Origin of the sequence: Vibrio navarrensis (assembly GCF_015767675.1) — a bacterium.
In the GTDB taxonomy this organism is placed as follows: domain Bacteria; phylum Pseudomonadota; class Gammaproteobacteria; order Enterobacterales; family Vibrionaceae; genus Vibrio.
Genome location: NZ_CP065217.1, coordinates 2,770,834 through 2,789,760, shown reverse-complemented (window position 1 = coordinate 2,789,760; position 18,927 = coordinate 2,770,834). Strand labels below are relative to the sequence as shown.

Below are 18,927 nucleotides of genomic sequence, written 5' to 3'. Positions count from 1 at the left end.
GAGATTTCTCTAAACAACAAGGAGCGATTATCGCTCCTTGTTGTTCATGAGCTTTAATCGCTTAACTCAAGACGAATCAATACTTCTTCAGTAATGTCTTCCATTTCGCAATAACCCATTAAGGTGGAGAGCTCTTTCTCCAGCTTGCTGGCTTGGTGCATGCTCAGATGGGCTAAATCGTTAAGATCTTTTTGCAGTAAAGAGGTCATCGGGCTGAAAATCGGCGCGGTGGAAAGCCTCAGCACATAAAATTCACCAGACATTTTTGCCTTTTTCACAAATTGGATGCGCTCTTTGACGCTGTCGAATTCCATCGGCATCTTGGTCTGAACGGCTTTGATCTTGTCGCTGAATTTAGTCACCGCAATATAAATTTCATGATGAGTCGGCTCTATGCCGTCGATCCTCTTCGTTGGATTCGCGATCAGCGTATTCGAGCGGCCTTTGTAGATTGGCTCGAGAGAGAAGTTCTCTTTGTGGCCTAGCTTTGCCAACAGCATTAAGTGCTTCTCTAGTGGAAAATTCACGCCAATCACTTTAGTGCGATAACCTGATGGTGTTTTGCTAATAAAAATAGGTGTGCTCACCATCTTGGAGAGCAATATGCTATGCAATGACTCCAATAGCTCATTGTTCGGCAGGATCTCTTGCTGGGCAATCAGCTTATCTTGGTTGTGTTCTATAATGCTGTTGAAAAAAGCGATGGTTTTGATGGTTTGACTATTTTCATCAATCACCAGCTGCACTTGCTGGCCGTCTGGGCTTACACGTATTACTCGATACGGCACTTTATCTAGCGGGAGTTTTTTGTCATACAGTTGCAGTTCAAGGTAATTGACCTCAACCTCTTCTCCGGCAACCAGTACCAACGGCGCATTCAATTGCAAACTCAGCCCGCGCTTGGACAAATCAAGCGTATTACCTTGCGCTTGTAAGCCGCCACTCTTAGTCAAAAGCAGTGGCGACTGAAAGCTGTATCTTGGCTCTTTGCGCCTCGACTTTGCGTCGAAGAAAATTCCCTTGGGCGAGCCGACGATCTTTCTTGGGTGACGAAATGTATTTAGCGTGCTGGCTGGAATACGAGGTTTCTCGGTAAATAGATAATCGTCACCCACACTGTCATCGGCAATTTCTTGCAAAATACCGCAGTGAGTCAGGGCGGTTGACGCATCGGCAAGCTCAGAAGAAAAAGAGGCTAATTGCTGCTTCTCTTTGTCTGAAAGCTCAAAAATGGTAATGCGGAATGCGCGCCAGCTTGAACGACGTGCTCCCAAATGCCAAAAAAGCTGTCGTTGTTCTCGAGTCGCTTCAGGCATCAGCATCGAATAGAAGAAGGTCTTGCCCTCATGCTCGTGAGTAAAGGAGTAGATGACATTGCTGGCCCCTTTCACGCCAGACTTAATCAACATCTCCATTCTTTGTGGATTAAATAGCGTGCCGAAGACTTGCTGCTTGCGCTCATCGTGCCAGTAATTCCAAATCGGCGCATTGTTGGGCGTCATCATCGCCAGTTTGAGCTCACTTCCTTGGAAAAACAGCGGCAGGTTGCAGGTGTGTTTAAGATAGATGTGCTCGTATCCACGCGTTCTTGAACGAATGATTTTGTCTTGGTTATCGTGGCGAGTCCGTTTGGCCGAATTGCTTAGTGATTCATCAATCACGCGGGCAATGATGTTGGTTTCGGTCAGGCGCAGACAACGTAGAAATTTGACCGCATCGTTCTCATAAGAGTCTTCTACGGCAATCACGCGATACTCCAATTTTTTGTCGATGTTCGCCACTTGCGAAGTTTTGGCGAGCTCGGAAAAGGAGACCTGTATAATTTCACCGAGGTTGTAATTAAAGGCACTCGGCACTTTGAATTTAGCGCCAGAGCTAGAGAGATCGACGCTCACACCATGCAAAACTTGTCCTTTAGACAGTTTTATTTCCACCTGCGACTGCACGCGCAGGCGCTTTTCTTGTCTTTTAAGATCGTAGCCAAGGTAAATGGTTTCCGCTTCATAAGGGCTAGCCGGATCCGTTAACCCGAGACCTTCCGGCTGTTGCGTGTTTTTGCCCAACACACGGAAACTATTACGTGTATTGCTTAATGCTTCCCATACCCCTTCGGTATAGCGGCCAAATTTCTTCGTGTTTTTGTGGTAGGCATTAAAAGCGACATCATCAAGCCAGTGCTTTAAACCATCCAACTCATATTCACGGCACTCACCTTGCACACGACCACGTAAGTCGATACTTTTTTTGCATGGCGCCATGATGCGGTTAAGCTCCATCTTCACCAGCAATTTAGCCGATGGCGGTTCTCCCTCGGTCAGTTGACTCAGGACAAAATCAAAATCTTCCGCGTTGTACAGCGGGATGAGTCTTTCTGCGATTGAGAGAATTTCAGCTTGTTCCATCTTTTCTGTTACAGTATCTGTTCTTGATAAGAGTATCGGCAAAGTGATAATAAACTTAAGTATAACAGCACTTTGTTCTGTGTTTAATGAATCAGTGGTCTGACAGGATCACAGGCTGGACAATTTGAGGCGGCATGGTGAAAGCAAAACGCGCGTATGTATGTAACGACTGTGGGGCGGATTTTCCTCGTTGGCAGGGGCAATGCAACGCCTGTGGTTCTTGGAATACCATTACTGAAGTCAGGTTAGCGGCTTCGCCGAGTGTCGCACGTAATGAACGTTTGTCAGGGTATGCGGGCAGTGCAACCGAGTCCAAAGTACAGACTTTGTCTGATATCGATCTGCAGGAAGTCCCACGTTTTACCAGTGGTTTTAAAGAGCTGGATCGCGTGTTGGGTGGTGGTATCGTACCCGGTGCGGCAATCTTGATTGGCGGAAGCCCAGGTGCGGGTAAGTCGACGTTGTTGTTGCAAACGATGTGTGCACTCTCGGCACACATGCCAGCGTTGTACGTCACTGGCGAAGAGTCTTTACAACAGGTTGCGATGCGAGCTTCTCGTTTGGGATTGCCGAAAGAGCATTTGAAAATGCTCTCAGAGACTAACGTGGATAAGATTTGCCAAATTGCCGAAGAAGTGCGACCACGCATTATGGTGATTGATTCGATTCAGGTCATGCATGTTTCAGATGTGCAATCTTCACCCGGTAGTGTTGCACAAGTACGTGAATCCGCGACGGCATTAACCCGTTATGCCAAACAAAACAATGTCGCTGTCTTTATTGTTGGGCACGTAACTAAAGATGGCACCTTAGCGGGGCCGAAAGTATTAGAGCATATTATTGACTGTTCTGTGCTGCTTGATGGCGATACCGATAGTCGTTTTCGTACCCTGCGTAGCCACAAAAACCGCTTTGGTGCGGTGAATGAGCTCGGCGTATTCGCGATGACCGGGCAAGGGCTGCGAGAAGTAAGTAATCCATCGGCGATTTTCTTGTCACGTGGAGAAGAAGCAACCTCTGGCAGTTCGGTAATGGTGGTTTGGGAAGGTACTAGGCCGCTTCTGGTCGAGATCCAAGCTCTGGTGGACTACTCGCAGCTTGCTAATCCTCGTCGGGTCGCTGTTGGTCTTGAGCAAAACCGTCTCTCTTTATTATTGGCGGTCTTACATAAGCACGGCGGCTTACAAATGGCTGATCAAGATGTCTTTGTTAATGTGGTCGGTGGGGTAAAGGTGAGTGAAACCAGCGCTGACTTGGCGCTGATTATGGCGCTGCTGTCGAGTTTTCGTGATCGGCCGCTGCCTAAAGACGTAGTGGTTTTTGGCGAAGTGGGCTTGGCTGGCGAGATCCGCCCAGTCCCCAGTGGTCAAGAGCGTCTCAATGAAGCGTTCAAACATGGCTTTAAGAAAGCGATTGTCCCAATGGCGAATATGCCGAAAGGCGGAATTGCGGGCATGCAGATCCACGGGGTGAAAAAACTTGCCGATGCGATCAGTGCCTTTGATGAACTCTAGAGAGTAGAGAGTTCGATCTTCATAGTCAGGAAGGAAAATTTTGTGCGTGAACAGAGGAAGCAAAAATATAGTTTCGCGCCGCTTTGCAAGCTAAGCATTGGTAAGCTTTACTGTTGTAGAAGAAAATTTTTCTTAACGAATGGCATGCAAGGGTATCAGTCTTGAACGATTGTGATATACTCTGCGCGCACTTTATACCTTATTAACAGAGTAAGACAATGGCAGATTTATCAAAATACAGAAACATTGGTATTTTCGCGCACGTTGACGCGGGTAAAACCACTACCACTGAGCGTATCTTGAAGCTTACTGGTAAAATCCACCGTCTGGGTGAAGTACACGACGGCGCTTCAACGATGGACTTCATGGAACAGGAAGCTGAGCGTGGTATCACTATCCAGTCTGCTGCGACTACCTGTTTCTGGAAAGACCACCGTTTTAACGTAATTGACACCCCTGGACACGTTGACTTCACTGTTGAAGTTTACCGTTCTCTGAAAGTTCTTGACGGTGGTATCGGTGTATTCTGTGGTTCTGGCGGTGTTGAACCTCAGTCAGAAACAAACTGGCGTTACGCGAACGAATCAGAAGTATCTCGTCTGATCTTCGTTAACAAACTAGACCGTATGGGTGCAGACTTCTTCCGCGTTGTTGAGCAAGTGAAGAAAGTACTAGGCGCCAACCCTCTAGTGATGACTCTACCTATCGGCCGTGAAGACGAGTTTGTAGGTGTAGTTGATGTATTGACTCGTCAAGCATTCGTATGGGATGACACAGGTCTTCCAGAAAACTACGAAATCAAAGAAATTCCAGCAGACATGGTAGATCAAGTTGAAGAATACCGTGAGATGATGATCGAATCTGCTGTTGAGCAAGACGATGATCTGATGATGGCTTACATGGACGGCGAAGAGCCATCTATCGAGCAAATCAAAGCTTGTATCCGTAAAGGTACTCGTGATCTAGCGTTCTTCCCAACGTACTGTGGTTCTGCATTCAAAAACAAAGGTATGCAGCTTGTACTAGACGCGGTTGTAGATTACCTACCGTCTCCAACTGAAGTTGAGCCTCAGCCTCTGACTAACCCAGAAACGGGTGAGCCAACTGGTGAAGTAGCAACAGTATCTGTTGATGCGCCTCTAAAAGCGCTTGCGTTCAAGATCATGGATGACCGTTTCGGTGCTCTGACTTTCGTTCGTATCTACTCAGGCAAAATTAAGAAGGGTGATACCATTCTTAACAGTGCAACTGGTAAGACTGAGCGTGTTGGCCGTATGGTTGAGATGCACGCAAACGACCGTAACGAGCTTGAAGCAGCACAAGCGGGTGACATTATCGCGATCGTTGGTATGAAGAACGTTCAAACTGGTCACACTCTATGTGATCCTAAGCATGAATGTACTCTTGAGCCAATGATCTTCCCAGATCCAGTTATCTCTATCGCGGTTAAGCCAAAAGATAAGAACGGTTCTGAGAAAATGGGTATCGCGATCGGTAAAATGGTTGCAGAAGATCCATCATTCCAAGTTGAAACTGACGAAGATTCAGGTGAAACCATTCTGAAAGGTATGGGCGAACTTCACCTAGATATCAAAGTGGATATCCTGAAACGTACTTACGGCGTTGAGCTTGAAGTGGGTGCTCCTCAGGTTGCTTACCGTGAAACTATCACCAAAGCAGTAGAAGACAGCTACACGCACAAGAAACAGTCTGGTGGTTCAGGTCAGTTCGGTAAGATTGACTACCGTATCCGTCCAGGAGAGCAAAACACTGGTTTCACCTTCAAATCAACCGTTGTGGGTGGTAACGTTCCTAAGGAATTCTGGCCAGCAGTTGAGAAAGGCTTCAAGTCTATGATGGCGACTGGTACTTTGGCTGGTTTCCCTGTGCTTGACGTTGAAGTTGAACTGTTTGACGGTGGCTTCCACGCAGTTGACTCATCTGCAATCGCATTTGAAATCGCAGCGAAAGGCGCATTCCGTCAGTCAATTCCTAAAGCGGCTCCTCAGCTTCTTGAACCAATCATGAAAGTTGACGTGTTCACTCCTGAAGATCACGTTGGTGACGTAATCGGTGACTTGAACCGTCGTCGCGGCATGATCAAGAACCAGGAAATGGGTGTAACTGGCGTTCGCGTTAAAGCAGACGTACCACTTTCTGAAATGTTCGGCTACATCGGTACTCTACGTACAATGACTTCTGGTCGTGGTCAGTTCTCTATGGAGTTCTCTCACTACTCAGCATGTCCAAACAACGTAGCAGAGCAAGTGATTGCTGAAGTTAAAGAGCGTAACGCTAAGAAGTAATTCTTAACTTAACTCGATAACAGAAAAACCCGCAGGCAACTGCGGGTTTTTTATTATTTGGATATCAAGATGCGGTAAGCTGCTCTTAGCCTCTTTATCTATTCGCCTCGACTAATCGATATTGCTGATTACATCAATGCCAGTGAGTGGATAAGCGTACTGAAAGTTCGCTATTTCGTCGAGAAGCCACTGGCGAAAAAGCAGGACTTTCTCTCGTCGGAAATAGCCAGCATGCGCGCACATGTAGTTGCTGAGAAAGGTCATATCGATGTTTTTAATTGAACAAACCGCAGACTCTATATTAGGAGTGAGGCTGCGGCTTTTGAGTCTTTAAGGCGTGTCGATGAACAGGTTATTCTTCCCAAACCACCAATTTATCTTTTGGCCAGTTGTGACCAACTTCGTGATACTTCTGCTCAAGCACATGACGTTTTATTTTCAGGGTTGGCGTCAAAATGCCGTTTTCGATACTCCATGGCTCCTTAATCATCAGAACTCCCTTGATCTGCTCATGAGATTCCAATTCGGCATTCATGCGTTTGATGACCTTTTGCGTTGTCCGTTCATACCGCTCACGGTCAAAATGGGGGAAGTTATGTGGCACAACAAGCAAGATTGGTGCAGGTAGCCCCGAGCCTATAAGGCACATCATTTCCACTCGGCTGTATTCAAAGAGTTTTTTCTCGATGGGGACAGGAGCGACAAACTTGCCTTTGGCGGTTTTGAAGGTGTCTTTCTTACGACCTTGAATGGTCAAATAGCCTTCGCTGTCGATGGATCCTATGTCGCCAGTATGTAGCCAGCCTTCTTTATCAAAGGATTCTTTGGTCGCAATGTCATTCTTATAGTAGCCAGAAAAGAGTCCTTTGCTGCGAACCATGATCTCGCTATCTTCGGCGATTTTCAGTTCAATACCCGGCCCGGCATTGCCAACACTGCCGATTTTGTCGGCCTTAAAAGGGTAGTTCAATGTGGTGTAGGCAAAGGCCTCTGTCATCCCCCAGGCTTCAGTAATGTTGAGCCCGACACTGTGGTACCACTGGAGCAGAGCCGGGGAAACTGGGGCGGAGCCACAACCCAACACGCGTGCTTGATCCAAACCAAGTCCATCGGCCAATTTCTTTTTGATCAAGGAATTGACCAAGGGAATCTTCAGCAAAAAATTAAGACGTTTTTGCGGCAATTTGTCTTGGATGCGCTGCTGGAACAGTGTCCATAAGCGTGGTACGGAAATGAACAGCGTTGGGCGCTGCATTTTGACATCTTCGATAAAAGTATCCAGCGATTCGGGAAAGGCAGTAGGAACACCGCCGATCACTGAGGAGCCAAAGATATAGACGCGCTCAGTGATGTGCGCGAGAGGTAAATAGGAGAACAGGCGGTCGTTTTCTTGAATTCCGATGTGTTTAATCAGTTGATGCACCGACCAACAAAATGCGCCATAAGTGAGCATCGCGCCTTTCGGCAGACCAGACGTTCCCGAGGTATAAACTAAAGACATCAGTTTATCATCGTCGTGCTGTGGGCGCTCTTGACTCGGCTCGGCCTTGGCAATCAAGTTTTTGTACTGATACTGGCATTGTGGCGCAGAATCATACGGTAACGCGATGCTCTTGATATCGGTCATCTCATCAATGACTTTTTGTGTGGTCTCCGGATTATCAAGTTTACCCGCGATCAAAATTTTACTTTCACTGTGGCTCAAACAGTATTCAATCGTTTCCGCACTCGCGGTTGGAAAGATCGGGACACTGACGTAATCACCAAGCATCATCGCCAAATCGCAAATAAACCATTCGGCGCAGTTTTTCGAAATCAGAGCGACGCGATCGCCCGGTTGTGCACCAAGTTCGCGAAGAGCGGTGACTAAACGCAGGGCTTGGTCAGCGACTTGCGCATAGGTGAACTCGACGAACTGGCGGTTAATGATTTGTTTTAGATAGACCTCATTCGGGCGTTCCGCTGCCCATTTTAAGATCATTTCATTTGGCGGTGGGAGAGCACAGTTGGGTTTGCTTAACTCGTTAGGCTGAATCATTCTCTAACTCCATGTTATTGGCAAAACAATCGTTATTGTTATGTTAATTTGTTGTTAATTTAGCATGTTTTAGAGGAGTCAGAAATAAAAATCCACGTTTTGCTGTTGAGAATTTGCGCCAAGTAATTGATCCAATCCGTTTCGCTGACTTTTTCTGGATGTGGTATTGAAAAGAGAATTAGGCGTTGCCCAACTGCAGTCAAAACAACCCGTTGGGCAGACAACACGCTTAGAGATCCAGCGAGCAGGACTAGAACCCGCCGCTGACAACACCAGCGAGCATAAAGAAAATAACCAGTACTAATATGGGTAGCTTTATCTGTTTGTGCAGAAAAAATCCGCACAAAATTAGCCCGACATCAAGACCAGAGCTTACCGCACTGCTAAACACGGGTTGATAAAGCGCCGCTACCAGTAGGCCCACCACTGACGCGTTGACCCCCATCAATGCGCCACTGACTTTCGGCTTGTTCGCCAGTTGTTGCCAGTTTTTCAACACAGCGAGCATCAGAAGAAAACCAGGCAGAAAGACGGCGCATGTCGCGACTAAGGCTCCGAGAATCGGTGCCTGTGGATGAAGCACATAGCCAATGTAGGTGGCAAAGGTAAACATAGGCCCGGGCACGGCTTGTGCAGCGGCGTAACCGGTTAAAAAGGCGTCTTGACTGAGCTTATCGCCCACAATGTTTTGCAAAAGAGGCAGCACTACATGACCACCACCAAATACCAGACTGCCTGCTTGGAAGAAATCGTTGAAAAGCGCGAGAAGAGAGTGTTGTGTCGTAGCAATGGGCACAGCCAAAAGCAGCAGAACAAACATCACCAGTGGCCATAGTGACGGTTTAAACTCGGATGGAGAAGCGACCTTATCGTTTTTTATAAAGGCCACACCAATCACGGCAGCCAAAAGCAACAGCAACATTTGTGTCGCGATAGAAGCGAAAACCAACAAGGCAAAAGCGGTGACAACACACAGCGCTGTGGTTAGACGTGTGCGGCAAAAATTCTGATACATGCCCCAAGCCGCATCGGCGACCACGACCACGGCTAGTAGCTTGAGACCATGCACGACCTGTTCGAACCAAAAGTTGCCCATGATTTGGCTGCTCAGCAGCGCCAACAGCAACATGACAATGACTGAGGGAAGCGTAAAACCGAAAAAAGCCGCACAAGCACCGGGCAGGCCCCCTTGTTTGTAGCCTAAACCAAAGCCGACTTGACTTGATCCCGGCCCAGGCAAAAACTGACTTAAGGCGACCAATTGGGCGTACTCCTCGTCGCTCAGCCAATGGCGTTTTTCCACAAACGTATGACGAAAGTAACCAATATGTGCTGCAGGGCCGCCGAAACTGATCCAGCCCAAGTAAAAGAAGGTTTTGAAAATTGTGAACATGGATTTTTCTCATATAAATGATGAGCACACTGTACGCAGCGACTTATAATGATTCAAATTAATAGTTTTAATTTTTTGTATGAACAGGATGGGATGAAAGTGCTCGGCGATCTGAATTGGAAGAATATGGATCTGAACCTGCTGGTGGTCTTCTCACAGCTTTACCGCTACCGGAGTGTCAGCGTAGCCGCCGAAATGGGCTTCGTTAGTCAGTCTGCCATGAGCCACAGCTTAGGCCGACTACGCATCATGTTGGACGACCCGCTGTTTGAACGCAAAGGACACAAGATGGAGCCAACCGAGTACGCGCATAAAATTGCGCCGTTTATTGATGGGCTACTTGAATCGATTGCACGCGAGCTTTTGACTCGGCGTGAGTTCTGTCCATCACAGTTTGCAGGTGTTTGCCGCATCGGATTGACAGACTATGCGGAGTTTATCTTTGCCGCCCAATTGTATGACGCGATACGATCTGAAGCGCCTGGCGCGCAAGTCAGCTTTGTCAATGTCAATCGTCAAAACTATATCTCCTTGACGGAACAAGAAAAGTTGGATGTGGTGATAGGATCGATCCCGCAATTGGACAGCAAGTTTTGCGAGCAGTACCTCTACACTGAGCGCCATGTATGCCTGTGCGATCCACAGCTTATTGATGTGCAAGGCATGACGTTAGAGAAATTTGCCGCGCTCGAACAAGCGTTGGTCAGTACCGATGGCAGTTTGACGACACAAACCGACAAAACGTTAGCTTCATACGGTTTGAGCCGCCGTGTCTCTTTAGCCAGTCGAAATTTTCTCACTATTCGCCATCTTCTCGTTGGCCGAGAGTTAATCGCCATCGTGCCGGAACGTATGGCGAAAGCGAACGGTTTTGACGATGGTCTTGTGACGTTTCAGCCACCTCTCACCGTGGCCGATTTCGATATCTCCTTGGTTTGGCATTCGAGTGTCACGCAGAGTGATAAGGGACTTTGGCTGAGAGAGGTGGTGAAGAGAACCATCATTCAGGCGAAATGGCTAGAATAGAAGTATAACCACTGGGTGCATTTCATGGTCTTGCATAATGTTTTTTGAGCTCAATAACAATCTGCATATCTATACTGGCAAAGTAAAAACCGTCGACCATGATAAATACATTCAGTCCCAAAATAACAAAATTATCAGTCTCAACATTTATTCAAGATTGATTTAGGGTGGTATCGCGTCATGTTGAAGCTAAGAAACATCAAAGTCAGCTACAAGCTGGCTATTATTATTGCGGTTGGAATACTGGGATTTCTCTCTCTTCTGGCTATTTCTGCCAATGTACTCAAACAAAACCTCATTTTTGAAAGAGAAGCCCGCTTAAATGCGGTGATCCGCGGTGTGTTTTCTCAAGTGGCTTACCTCAATCAGACGTTACCGAGACAAGAAGCGCAGCAACAAGCGCAAGCATTGATCAAACATACGCGCTTTGACGGCGAAAATTACCTGTTTGTGATGGATGAAAACCGCTACACCATTGTCCATCCCATTCGTGATGATCTGGTCGGAAAACAGATGGGCAATGGCAGTGACGGGCAGTTCTGGTTCACTATGGTAGAAAAAGGCAGTGATGGCCGAAGCGGGTCATTGATCTATCCTTGGCAAAATAATGCTGGGCAGCCAGCCGATAAACTCTCAGTGGTGCAAGGATTTGCTCCGTGGGGATGGATTATTGGTTCGGGTATGCTGCTAGATGACATTGAATCGGCGGTCAATCAGCAGATCATGAAAATGGGGCTGGCCACTTTAATTGCCACCTTGCTAATGAGCGGCTTGGGTATCGTGATTACCCGCGCAGTGGTTGAGCCATTGCAAGCGATTCGCGAAAGCATGAAGCAAGTGGCGAAAGGTGATTTAACCGCTCGCGTGAAGGTTGAAGGTCGAGATGAGTTCGGCCGCTTAGCGCACGATATTAATCAAAGCATTGCCTCGGTTCGAGATGCTCTGTATGAATCCGTGCAGTCAGCGTCAGAAGTGGCCGATGCCGCGGTGCGTATTGCTACTTCAGCGGAAGAGACCAGCCAAGCGGTAGTCAGTCAGCGCGATCAACTCAATCAACTGGCGACCGCGATGAATGAGATGAGTGCGACGGTGGCCGATGTGGCCGGGCATGCTGAAGATACGGCGCGCGATACACTCGACGCCACCAAAGAAGCCAACCTCGGGGACAAGGATGTGCATTCCAGTGTCGATAGCATTCGCCAGCTTTCCGTTGAGTTAAATGTGGCTAATGAGCAGGTCAACAAACTCAAAGAAGGCGTGATGCAAATCAGTGAAGTGACCAGTGTGATTAGTGGCATTTCTGAACAAACCAACCTTCTGGCCCTCAATGCGGCGATTGAAGCGGCTCGTGCTGGTGAGCAAGGGCGAGGCTTTGCCGTGGTCGCTGACGAAGTACGTAATCTCGCGGCACGTACTCATCATTCGACCGATGAAATTCAAACCACCATTCATCGTCTACAGCAACTTGCGGTGGCTGCGGTGGCTGCAATGCAAAAAAGCCGCTCTTTGGCCGACAGCAGTGTGGCCCAGGCAGAGCACGCCGGAGCAGATTTACAGCTTATCGTTGACCATATTCGTCATGTGAGTGACAAAGCAACGCAAATAGCTACAGCTGCGGAAGAACAAAGTGCCGTGGCGGAAGAGATGAATCGCAACGTCAGTGGGATTAACGACGCCGCGATGGAGATGTCGCAAGCCGCCAGTTTCTTAGCCGAAGAGAGTGAAACATTAGCGGAACTCTCTCGCCAGCTCGATGAAAAAATGACACGTTTTAGACTTTAACTATTTTGGTGACAGGCTAAGGGACGTGCTGAGCATTGGGCTTTGCATGTATTCATTTCTCTGATTTCTTATTCTAAAGCCCATGTGCAAACTTAACGACATATGGGCGTAAGAACGCTTTATTGTGTTTAATTCATATACAAAAGTATAAATATATCACCCATTTTTATGGAATCTGTCTCATTTTATGAGATTCCTAATTGGTTAAAAAGCAAGAGATATTATAATCCTGCGCGATTGGTTTACTGTTTAACAGTATGACATACAAGGGAATTATAATGAATAAAATCTTGCCGATTCTGGCATTGGCTATGGGTGCTGCATTTGCAGCAGGTGCGGAAGAGATCGAACAAACTCAAGTTGGTCCTAAACAGGGCTGGTATGTGGGGCTTGAGGGGCTAAAAACAGAAGTTTCTATCAATGATGCAAATGCGAAGTCTTATGATCTGGATGCTGGTGCCGCATTTGCGATTGGCTTCGATAAAAAAATCACTGACAATTTCGTTACTGGTATTGAATTTGAGTACGTAAACTACGGCTCTAAAACATTGGGTAGTGCACTAGCAACGACCACTAATGGTGGGATTGTTTCTGCGGACGTTGAAGGATCATTTTCAGGCTACGGTCTGAACATTCGTCCCAAGTACTATTTCTCTAATACTAAGTTTTACGTAGGGGCTTTGCTGGGTTATTCAGCAACTAAGTTTGAAGTAGAGCTAACTAAGAGCAACTACAACTCGGCGACAATGGAGAGCGAAAGTGGCAATGGTTTCACTTACGGCATTGAAGCTGGCTACGAGTTTGACTCTGGTTGGATGATCCAAGGTGGTTACCGTGGCCTTGGCACTGAATTTTACGACACCAATGTCGATCTAACAGCCCTTTATATTGGTGGCCGTTACAAGTTCTGATGATTATTTGATGCTTGACCCAAGGGAGTATTATGCTCCCTTTTGAGTAATCAGTGCATCGATCAGTGGATAGTGATGCGGCTCAACCCCAGCCAAATTGCCATATTTCGGCGCGTGGCGGTCGTTTTCTTTGGGAAAGTGCCAACCAACGGTGTAGTCGATAAAATGACGGGCGAAATCGGCGGAGATTTCCAAGCAGCCAGCTAAAACCGTATCGACATAGGTTTGCATGATTGGGCTTAAAGTGCAGGGCGGCTCCGGCTGCTCTTTTACATAAACCCAAATCGGATAGTCACGATCAAATGTGTGCTCCGTTTCTATCTGCTCTGCGCTGATGGCGATGCGGTGATAACCGCGCTCTCGTCGATCAAACTCGGCTAATGCCTGCTCATCAATCTCAAGCAACACACCGTTGACTTGGCTGTCGCCGCGGTTAACCACTAAAGGTGAGAGAACATAGCTATCGTCCACTTTGCCCCAATAGCGCACTAGGCCATGCGCAATGACAGGAATTGCTTCGCCTGTCTGTCCGGTTAATTGGCGCGACGCCGAATTGATCAAACTACCATAACCAAAGATGTACATAAGAGCTCCCCAAGTGATCGCAGTGGGACTATTTATACCCACCTGAGAATAATTTTAAAGTTGTATTTATTTTACATCTTTTGGTGTTACACTGCGGCCAGCGAGCAAAATCAAATCAAGTTATGGGAGCTGCGATGCTAAATATTACGGATAAGCGGGTGGAGGAAGCGATCCCACCTTGGTTAAGATTGGGGTTTCGTCCTTTCTTTCTACTGGGCTCTGTTTATGCGGTCGTCGCCATTTTTTCCTGGGTGTGGATGTTTCAAAAGGGGCAACCTTCTTGGTTGGCAGTACCCGCGCTGTGGTGGCATGTCCACGAAATGTTGTTCGGATTTGCCATGGCGATCGTCGCTGGCTTCTTACTCACCGCGGTACAAAACTGGACAGGGGTTAATGGCACCAAACACCATCGTCTCGCTTGGTTAGTGGTACTTTGGATCTTGCCAAGAGTTTTGCTCTGGACACCCACGCCACTTTGGCTGACCTCCAGTATCGAAGCGCTGTTCCTTGCCTTAGTCGCGTATGAAGTTGGAAGCCGTGTTGTCAAAGCGAAAGGTTGGCGCAACCTGTTTTTCGTGCCCCTTTTTCTGTTGGCGATTGCGGCCAATTTTGCCAGTTACGCCACCGTAAAAGGCATGCCGCCTTTTAGTGCCTCCGCAGTGTGGCAGGCGATGTTGTGGTGGTTTACGTTACTCCTTTCGGTCATGGGCGGCCGCGTTATCCCGTTTTTTACTGCCCGTCGTTTTAACTTTGAAAAAGCGCCGGCTTTAGTCTGGCTAGATTGGCTGGCAAACTTGCCACTGGTTCTACTGTTTGTTCTCAGTTTTTTCCCGGTCACTTTTCTTCAAATTGGTCCGGCGCTTATGTTGTTCACTGGGATTATTCAACTGGTTCGTTTTTACCGTTGGCAACCATGGCGAACATTGAGCGAGCCGTTGGTTTGGTCACTGCATGGCGCGTATTTGTGTCTGCCGCTTAGCTTGATTTTACGAGGCGTTGGGCATAACCCGCTAGCAACGCATAATTTACTGCATTTGTTTGCCATCGGTGCGCTGGGCGGCTTGATCTTGGCGATGATTGCGCGTGTGACGATGGGGCACACCGGGCGGATGATATACAAAGGACCAAATCTGCGCGTCGCTTTTCTCTCCATCTTGTTGGCGGCGTGCGTGCGCAGCTTTGGGGTGATTGCCTTTCCTGAATATCTGTTTGTGTGGGTAAACTTGAGTGCGGCGTTGTGGATTGTCGCTTTTACCTTGTTTGTGGTTAAGTTTGGCAAGATGTTACTCACGCCAAGGGTGGATGGGCATCCGGGATGATAGAAAAAACCAAGCCACTCATTGCTAGTGGCTTGGTTGTTAGCAGAGCTTGTTGTGTAAAATTAGAAACCGCGCATCTGAATACGACGCAAGAATTCGGTCATAATGCGATCGTAAAGTAAATCACCGAGGAAGGCGTCTTCGACATGATGATCGATGCTTGGGTTGTCATTGACTTCAATCACGTACACTTGGCCATCAATTTCTTTGAGATCCACGCCGTAGAGGCCATTGCCGATCAAGTTGGCCGCTTTGAGCGCTACATCAACCACATTTTTCGGCACTTGTTTTAGATCCAGCGTCTCAAAACCACCAGAAGAGACGCGGCCGCTGTTGTGATGCTGATAAATCTGCCAGTGACCACGGCTCATCATGTATTTACAGCCAAAGATCGCTTGGCGATTCAAAATCCCAATGCGCCAGTCAAAGTCGGTTGGCATAAAGGCTTGAGCCAAAATCAACTCGCTCTTTTCAAACAGAGCAGCCGCTTCTCTTTCCAGCTCTTCTTCATTACGTACTTTTACTACGCCACGTGAAAAAGCACCGTCTGGAATTTTTAGTACCATAGGGAAGGTTAATTCGCTGAGTAGATCACTTTTCCACTCCGGGTCAAAGTTTTTCAAAATCACACTGTCTGGCGCAGGCACTTTGTTGTTTTTTAGCAGCTCAGTGAGAAAGACCTTGTTGGTACACTTCATGATCGACTCGGAGTCGTCCATCACCACCAGCCCTAGTTTCTCGGCCGTTTTGGCAAAGCGGTAGGTATAGTTGCTGATATTGGTGGTCGCGCGGATAAACAGGCCATCGAACTCGCCAAGACGCGAAATTTCATCACGAGAAATGGTTTCCAAATTCATCCCTAAACGTGCAGCGGCACGCTTAAAGCGTTTGAGCGCGGAAGGGTCTGACGGGGGCATTTTCTCTTCGTTATCGACCAGCATCGCGATATCGTAGCGATATTTTTTCTCTTGCTTGGGTTTGCGCCATACTTTGTTTGAGAACATCTCTAGCGATTCGATAAAGAAGTTTTCCTCTTGTTCTTCAAGATCTTGGAATGGGAAAGGCTGTACTGAGTCGATTTGCCAGTTGTGCTGATTGCGGGTCATTTTCAGCTCAATCACTGGCACCATAAATTGTTCAAACAGGCGTCTGGCCAGCTTTTCTAGCCCTTTTTGCTCTGTGCGGCCAAAGTAGATCTTGCACGCGATTTCATCTTGATCTTTCGGTAGACGATGAAGGCGAAGAAAACCGGAGGAGATCAATAATGGCTGGGTAATGTCGTTGATGGCGGTGACGGTCGGGATGACGCGATGTCCGCGTGCGCCCGCCATCAGAGAGCAGTAGTAGCCACTGCTCATGTAACTGTAATCTCGGCACAGGTTAACAACCTGTACACTGCGCTGATTGTGTTGCCATTCACTGTCTAAATATTGGGCAACATTGACCACTTGTTCGGATGGAAAATACTGCTGCCAATCACTGGTTTGGTCAGTCACAATTAAAAGATTTGCCATCTCTTTTTTTCCTTAATAAACGAGCTATGATGAGGAAGCTTTCTTACTCATTCCCGAAGGTGCCAAATGGATTTTCGTGTCGCGAAAATGACCGATCTTGATGCGTTGAACAAGCTGGAAAAAGAACTTTTCACCGGTGACAGAATTGCACCGAGACAAATGAAACGTTTTATCCAATCTGACCATGCCATGCTGCTGGTTGCGGATAGTGGCCAACAGTTAGCAGGCTATGCGCTGTTACTGTTTCATCAAGGAACACAACTATCAAGATTGTATTCGATTGCTGTAAGACCTGAGTTTCGTGGGCAGAAAATTGCTCAGTCTTTGATTGAACTATGTGAGCGTTCGGCCATTGAACAGGGTTTCACTACATTACGCCTTGAGGTTCGCGAAGACAATACAGCCGCAATAAATTTGTACCAAAAATTGGGTTACAAAACCTTTAAATTGCTGATTCATTATTATGATGATTTGTGTGATGGCATCCGCATGCAAAAACGGCTGGCGCACTATGGGCCGAAAACGTTACTACCGATGCCTCTTTACGTGCAGACTACGCCATTTACCTGTGGTGCGGCGTGTTTGCTGATGGCCTTTGCACATAGCACCCCGGAATTTACGCCGTCAAGAAAAGAGGAATTACAACTGTGGCGTGAAGCGACAACGATTTTCATGGCAGCTGGGCACGGTGGATGCAGTGGCCACGGATTGGCACTTGCTGCGGCGCGACGCGGTTACCATGTCGAGCTGTGGAGTCATGCCAAATCGACCCCGTTTATCGACAGCGTGCGAGATGAAAATAAAAAACAAGTGATCGAAATCGTCCATCAAGATTTCTGCCAACAGTTGCAAGAGTTTGACGTCAGCATGATTGAAGCGCCGCCAACCCAAATGCAACTGGAGCAGTGGGTCAGAGAAGGGGCGAGCGTGCTGCTGCTGATCAGCACCTACCGCTTTAATGGTAGTAAGGAGCCGCACTGGGTGTTGTTGAGCGGCATGAGCGAGCGCTTTTTCTTTATTCACGATCCGCATGCCGAGTCTGAACAAGATGCCATAGCCTCGGCACATGTGACGGTGAGTAAAAAGGCGTTGTCGCAGATCATTGGTTTTGGCAAACAGAAACACACGGCCTGCGTGGTGATCAAACCAGGCCGTGTGCCCCGATAATAATGGCAATGGTCACCAAAATTTGAGCCGTTTGAGTAGCAACACTTCGGCGGTAAAAATCACCACTAAGCCGATGCAAAACCACATAAAAGCAACAGGGGATTCGACACCCGGGATACCACCGATGTTGATGCCCAGCAATCCAGTTAAAAAACTGGTCGGCAGGAAAATACTGGCAATCAAGGTAAACAAGTAGCTGTTGCGGCTGATCTTGTCTTCACGCAACTGTTGAATTTGTTCTTTCAACAGTTGCAGCTCATCTAAGTAGAAATCGATAGTTTCATTGATACGCGTGATATTGCTGAGCGCGTAATTAATCAGCAGTGTTTTGTTTTGTAAAAGATTGAGTTCAGACATAGCGAAGTCGGCAATCGCGTATTGCTGTGGACGAATGAAGCGTTTGACGCTCAGGAGCGATTTCTGCACCTCAATCACATCGCCAATCTGTTCGGTGTCTAACTCAAAGCGTTCGATTTGATCCTCAATGGTTTGCAGATAGCTCTGCATTTTCCCCGTCAAGCCATCAATAATGGCGAGCAGCAGATCGCCGAGTGTTTGCGGCCCTTTATGTTGCGTCAGCGTGTCGCGGATCTCGGAAATGGCTTTGGAGGAGATTTTGCGTGTAGAGATTAAGCAGCCGTTAAAATAGAGAATACGCACACTTAGCATGTCTTCCGGTGTGGCGTTTTCGTTCATGTTCACACCACGCAGGATCAGCATGAAGCTCTCATCATCATAGCGGTGAAAAGAGGGCCGAGTCTCGTCAGCTAAAAGGTGGTTAATGGTGCTCAGTGGCACTTGATTGTCGATTAACCAGCGGCGGATATCAGGATGGTGGCGTTCACAATGATACCAGTGACCCGCTTGCATGCGCAGTTGATTGTCACTTGGCTGATTCGCCGGGGCGGAATTGAAATCCCAGTGAGCAATGATAAATCCCATGGATAGGCTCTCTGTTTCCTAAAAAATG

General features: G+C 47.5%; 13 protein-coding genes. 7 read left to right on the top strand and 6 right to left on the bottom strand.

The window, feature by feature from the left end; all coding sequences use genetic code 11:
• Positions 1-53: 53 nt before the first annotated feature.
• On the bottom strand, positions 54-2,402 hold the full coding sequence (locus I3X05_RS13135; RefSeq protein ID WP_045571122.1) for a PilZ domain-containing protein: 2,349 nt from the start codon (positions 2,400-2,402) through the stop codon (positions 54-56).
• A 134-nt stretch (positions 2,403-2,536) separates the two neighbouring features.
• Here I3X05_RS13135 and radA point away from each other — a divergent pair, with 134 nt between their 5' ends.
• Together radA and fusA are read left to right on the top strand one after the other, a co-directional pair.
• Positions 2,537-3,916, top strand: a complete 1,380-nt coding sequence (gene radA, locus I3X05_RS13130) for a DNA repair protein RadA (protein ID WP_337970784.1) — start codon at positions 2,537-2,539, stop codon at positions 3,914-3,916.
• A gap of 218 nt (positions 3,917-4,134) precedes the next feature.
• Positions 4,135-6,222 (top strand): elongation factor G, encoded by a 2,088-nt coding sequence (gene fusA, locus I3X05_RS13125; protein WP_045571120.1) that lies wholly within the window; start codon positions 4,135-4,137, stop codon positions 6,220-6,222.
• 352 nt (positions 6,223-6,574) lie between these two features.
• On the opposite strand, the gene I3X05_RS13120 is transcribed toward fusA, so the two are convergent.
• Together I3X05_RS13120 and chrA are read right to left on the bottom strand one after the other, a co-directional pair.
• Positions 6,575-8,260 carry an AMP-binding protein gene (locus I3X05_RS13120; RefSeq protein WP_045571119.1) on the bottom strand — a complete coding sequence of 562 codons (1,686 nt, stop codon included), beginning with the start codon at positions 8,258-8,260 and terminating at the stop codon, positions 6,575-6,577.
• A gap of 250 nt (positions 8,261-8,510) precedes the next feature.
• Positions 8,511-9,653 (bottom strand): chromate efflux transporter, encoded by a 1,143-nt coding sequence (gene chrA, locus I3X05_RS13115; protein WP_193166973.1) that lies wholly within the window; start codon positions 9,651-9,653, stop codon positions 8,511-8,513.
• A gap of 48 nt (positions 9,654-9,701) precedes the next feature.
• Between chrA and I3X05_RS13110 the strand changes: the two genes are divergently transcribed.
• From I3X05_RS13110 to I3X05_RS13100, 3 genes are all read left to right on the top strand, one after another.
• A complete protein-coding gene (locus I3X05_RS13110) occupies positions 9,702-10,679 on the top strand; it encodes a LysR family transcriptional regulator (protein WP_082069713.1) in 978 nt (325 codons plus the stop codon).
• 180 nt (positions 10,680-10,859) lie between these two features.
• A complete protein-coding gene (locus I3X05_RS13105; protein WP_045571117.1) occupies positions 10,860-12,461 on the top strand; it encodes a methyl-accepting chemotaxis protein in 1,602 nt (533 codons plus the stop codon).
• A 278-nt stretch (positions 12,462-12,739) separates the two neighbouring features.
• Positions 12,740-13,372: an outer membrane beta-barrel protein gene (locus I3X05_RS13100; protein ID WP_052702566.1), complete on the top strand. Its 633-nt coding sequence runs from the start codon at positions 12,740-12,742 to the stop codon at positions 13,370-13,372.
• A 30-nt stretch (positions 13,373-13,402) separates the two neighbouring features.
• On the opposite strand, the gene I3X05_RS13095 is transcribed toward I3X05_RS13100, so the two are convergent.
• Complete coding sequence (locus I3X05_RS13095) at positions 13,403-13,957, bottom strand: gamma-glutamylcyclotransferase family protein (RefSeq protein WP_045571116.1); 555 nt, start codon at positions 13,955-13,957, stop codon at positions 13,403-13,405.
• A gap of 134 nt (positions 13,958-14,091) precedes the next feature.
• On the opposite strand from I3X05_RS13095, the gene I3X05_RS13090 reads away from it, so the two are divergent.
• Complete coding sequence (locus tag I3X05_RS13090) at positions 14,092-15,276, top strand: NnrS family protein (protein WP_045571115.1); 1,185 nt, start codon at positions 14,092-14,094, stop codon at positions 15,274-15,276.
• 62 nt (positions 15,277-15,338) lie between these two features.
• Here I3X05_RS13090 and I3X05_RS13085 read toward each other — a convergent pair whose 3' ends face one another.
• On the bottom strand, positions 15,339-16,790 hold the full coding sequence (locus I3X05_RS13085) for a RimK family protein (protein ID WP_045571114.1): 1,452 nt from the start codon (positions 16,788-16,790) through the stop codon (positions 15,339-15,341).
• A gap of 66 nt (positions 16,791-16,856) precedes the next feature.
• Here I3X05_RS13085 and I3X05_RS13080 point away from each other — a divergent pair, with 66 nt between their 5' ends.
• On the top strand, positions 16,857-17,957 hold the full coding sequence (locus I3X05_RS13080) for a GNAT family N-acetyltransferase/peptidase C39 family protein (RefSeq protein WP_045571113.1): 1,101 nt from the start codon (positions 16,857-16,859) through the stop codon (positions 17,955-17,957).
• A 12-nt stretch (positions 17,958-17,969) separates the two neighbouring features.
• Here I3X05_RS13080 and I3X05_RS13075 read toward each other — a convergent pair whose 3' ends face one another.
• Positions 17,970-18,899 carry a zinc transporter ZntB gene (locus I3X05_RS13075; RefSeq protein ID WP_045571112.1) on the bottom strand — a complete coding sequence of 310 codons (930 nt, stop codon included), beginning with the start codon at positions 18,897-18,899 and terminating at the stop codon, positions 17,970-17,972.
• Positions 18,900-18,927: the final 28 nt, after the last annotated feature.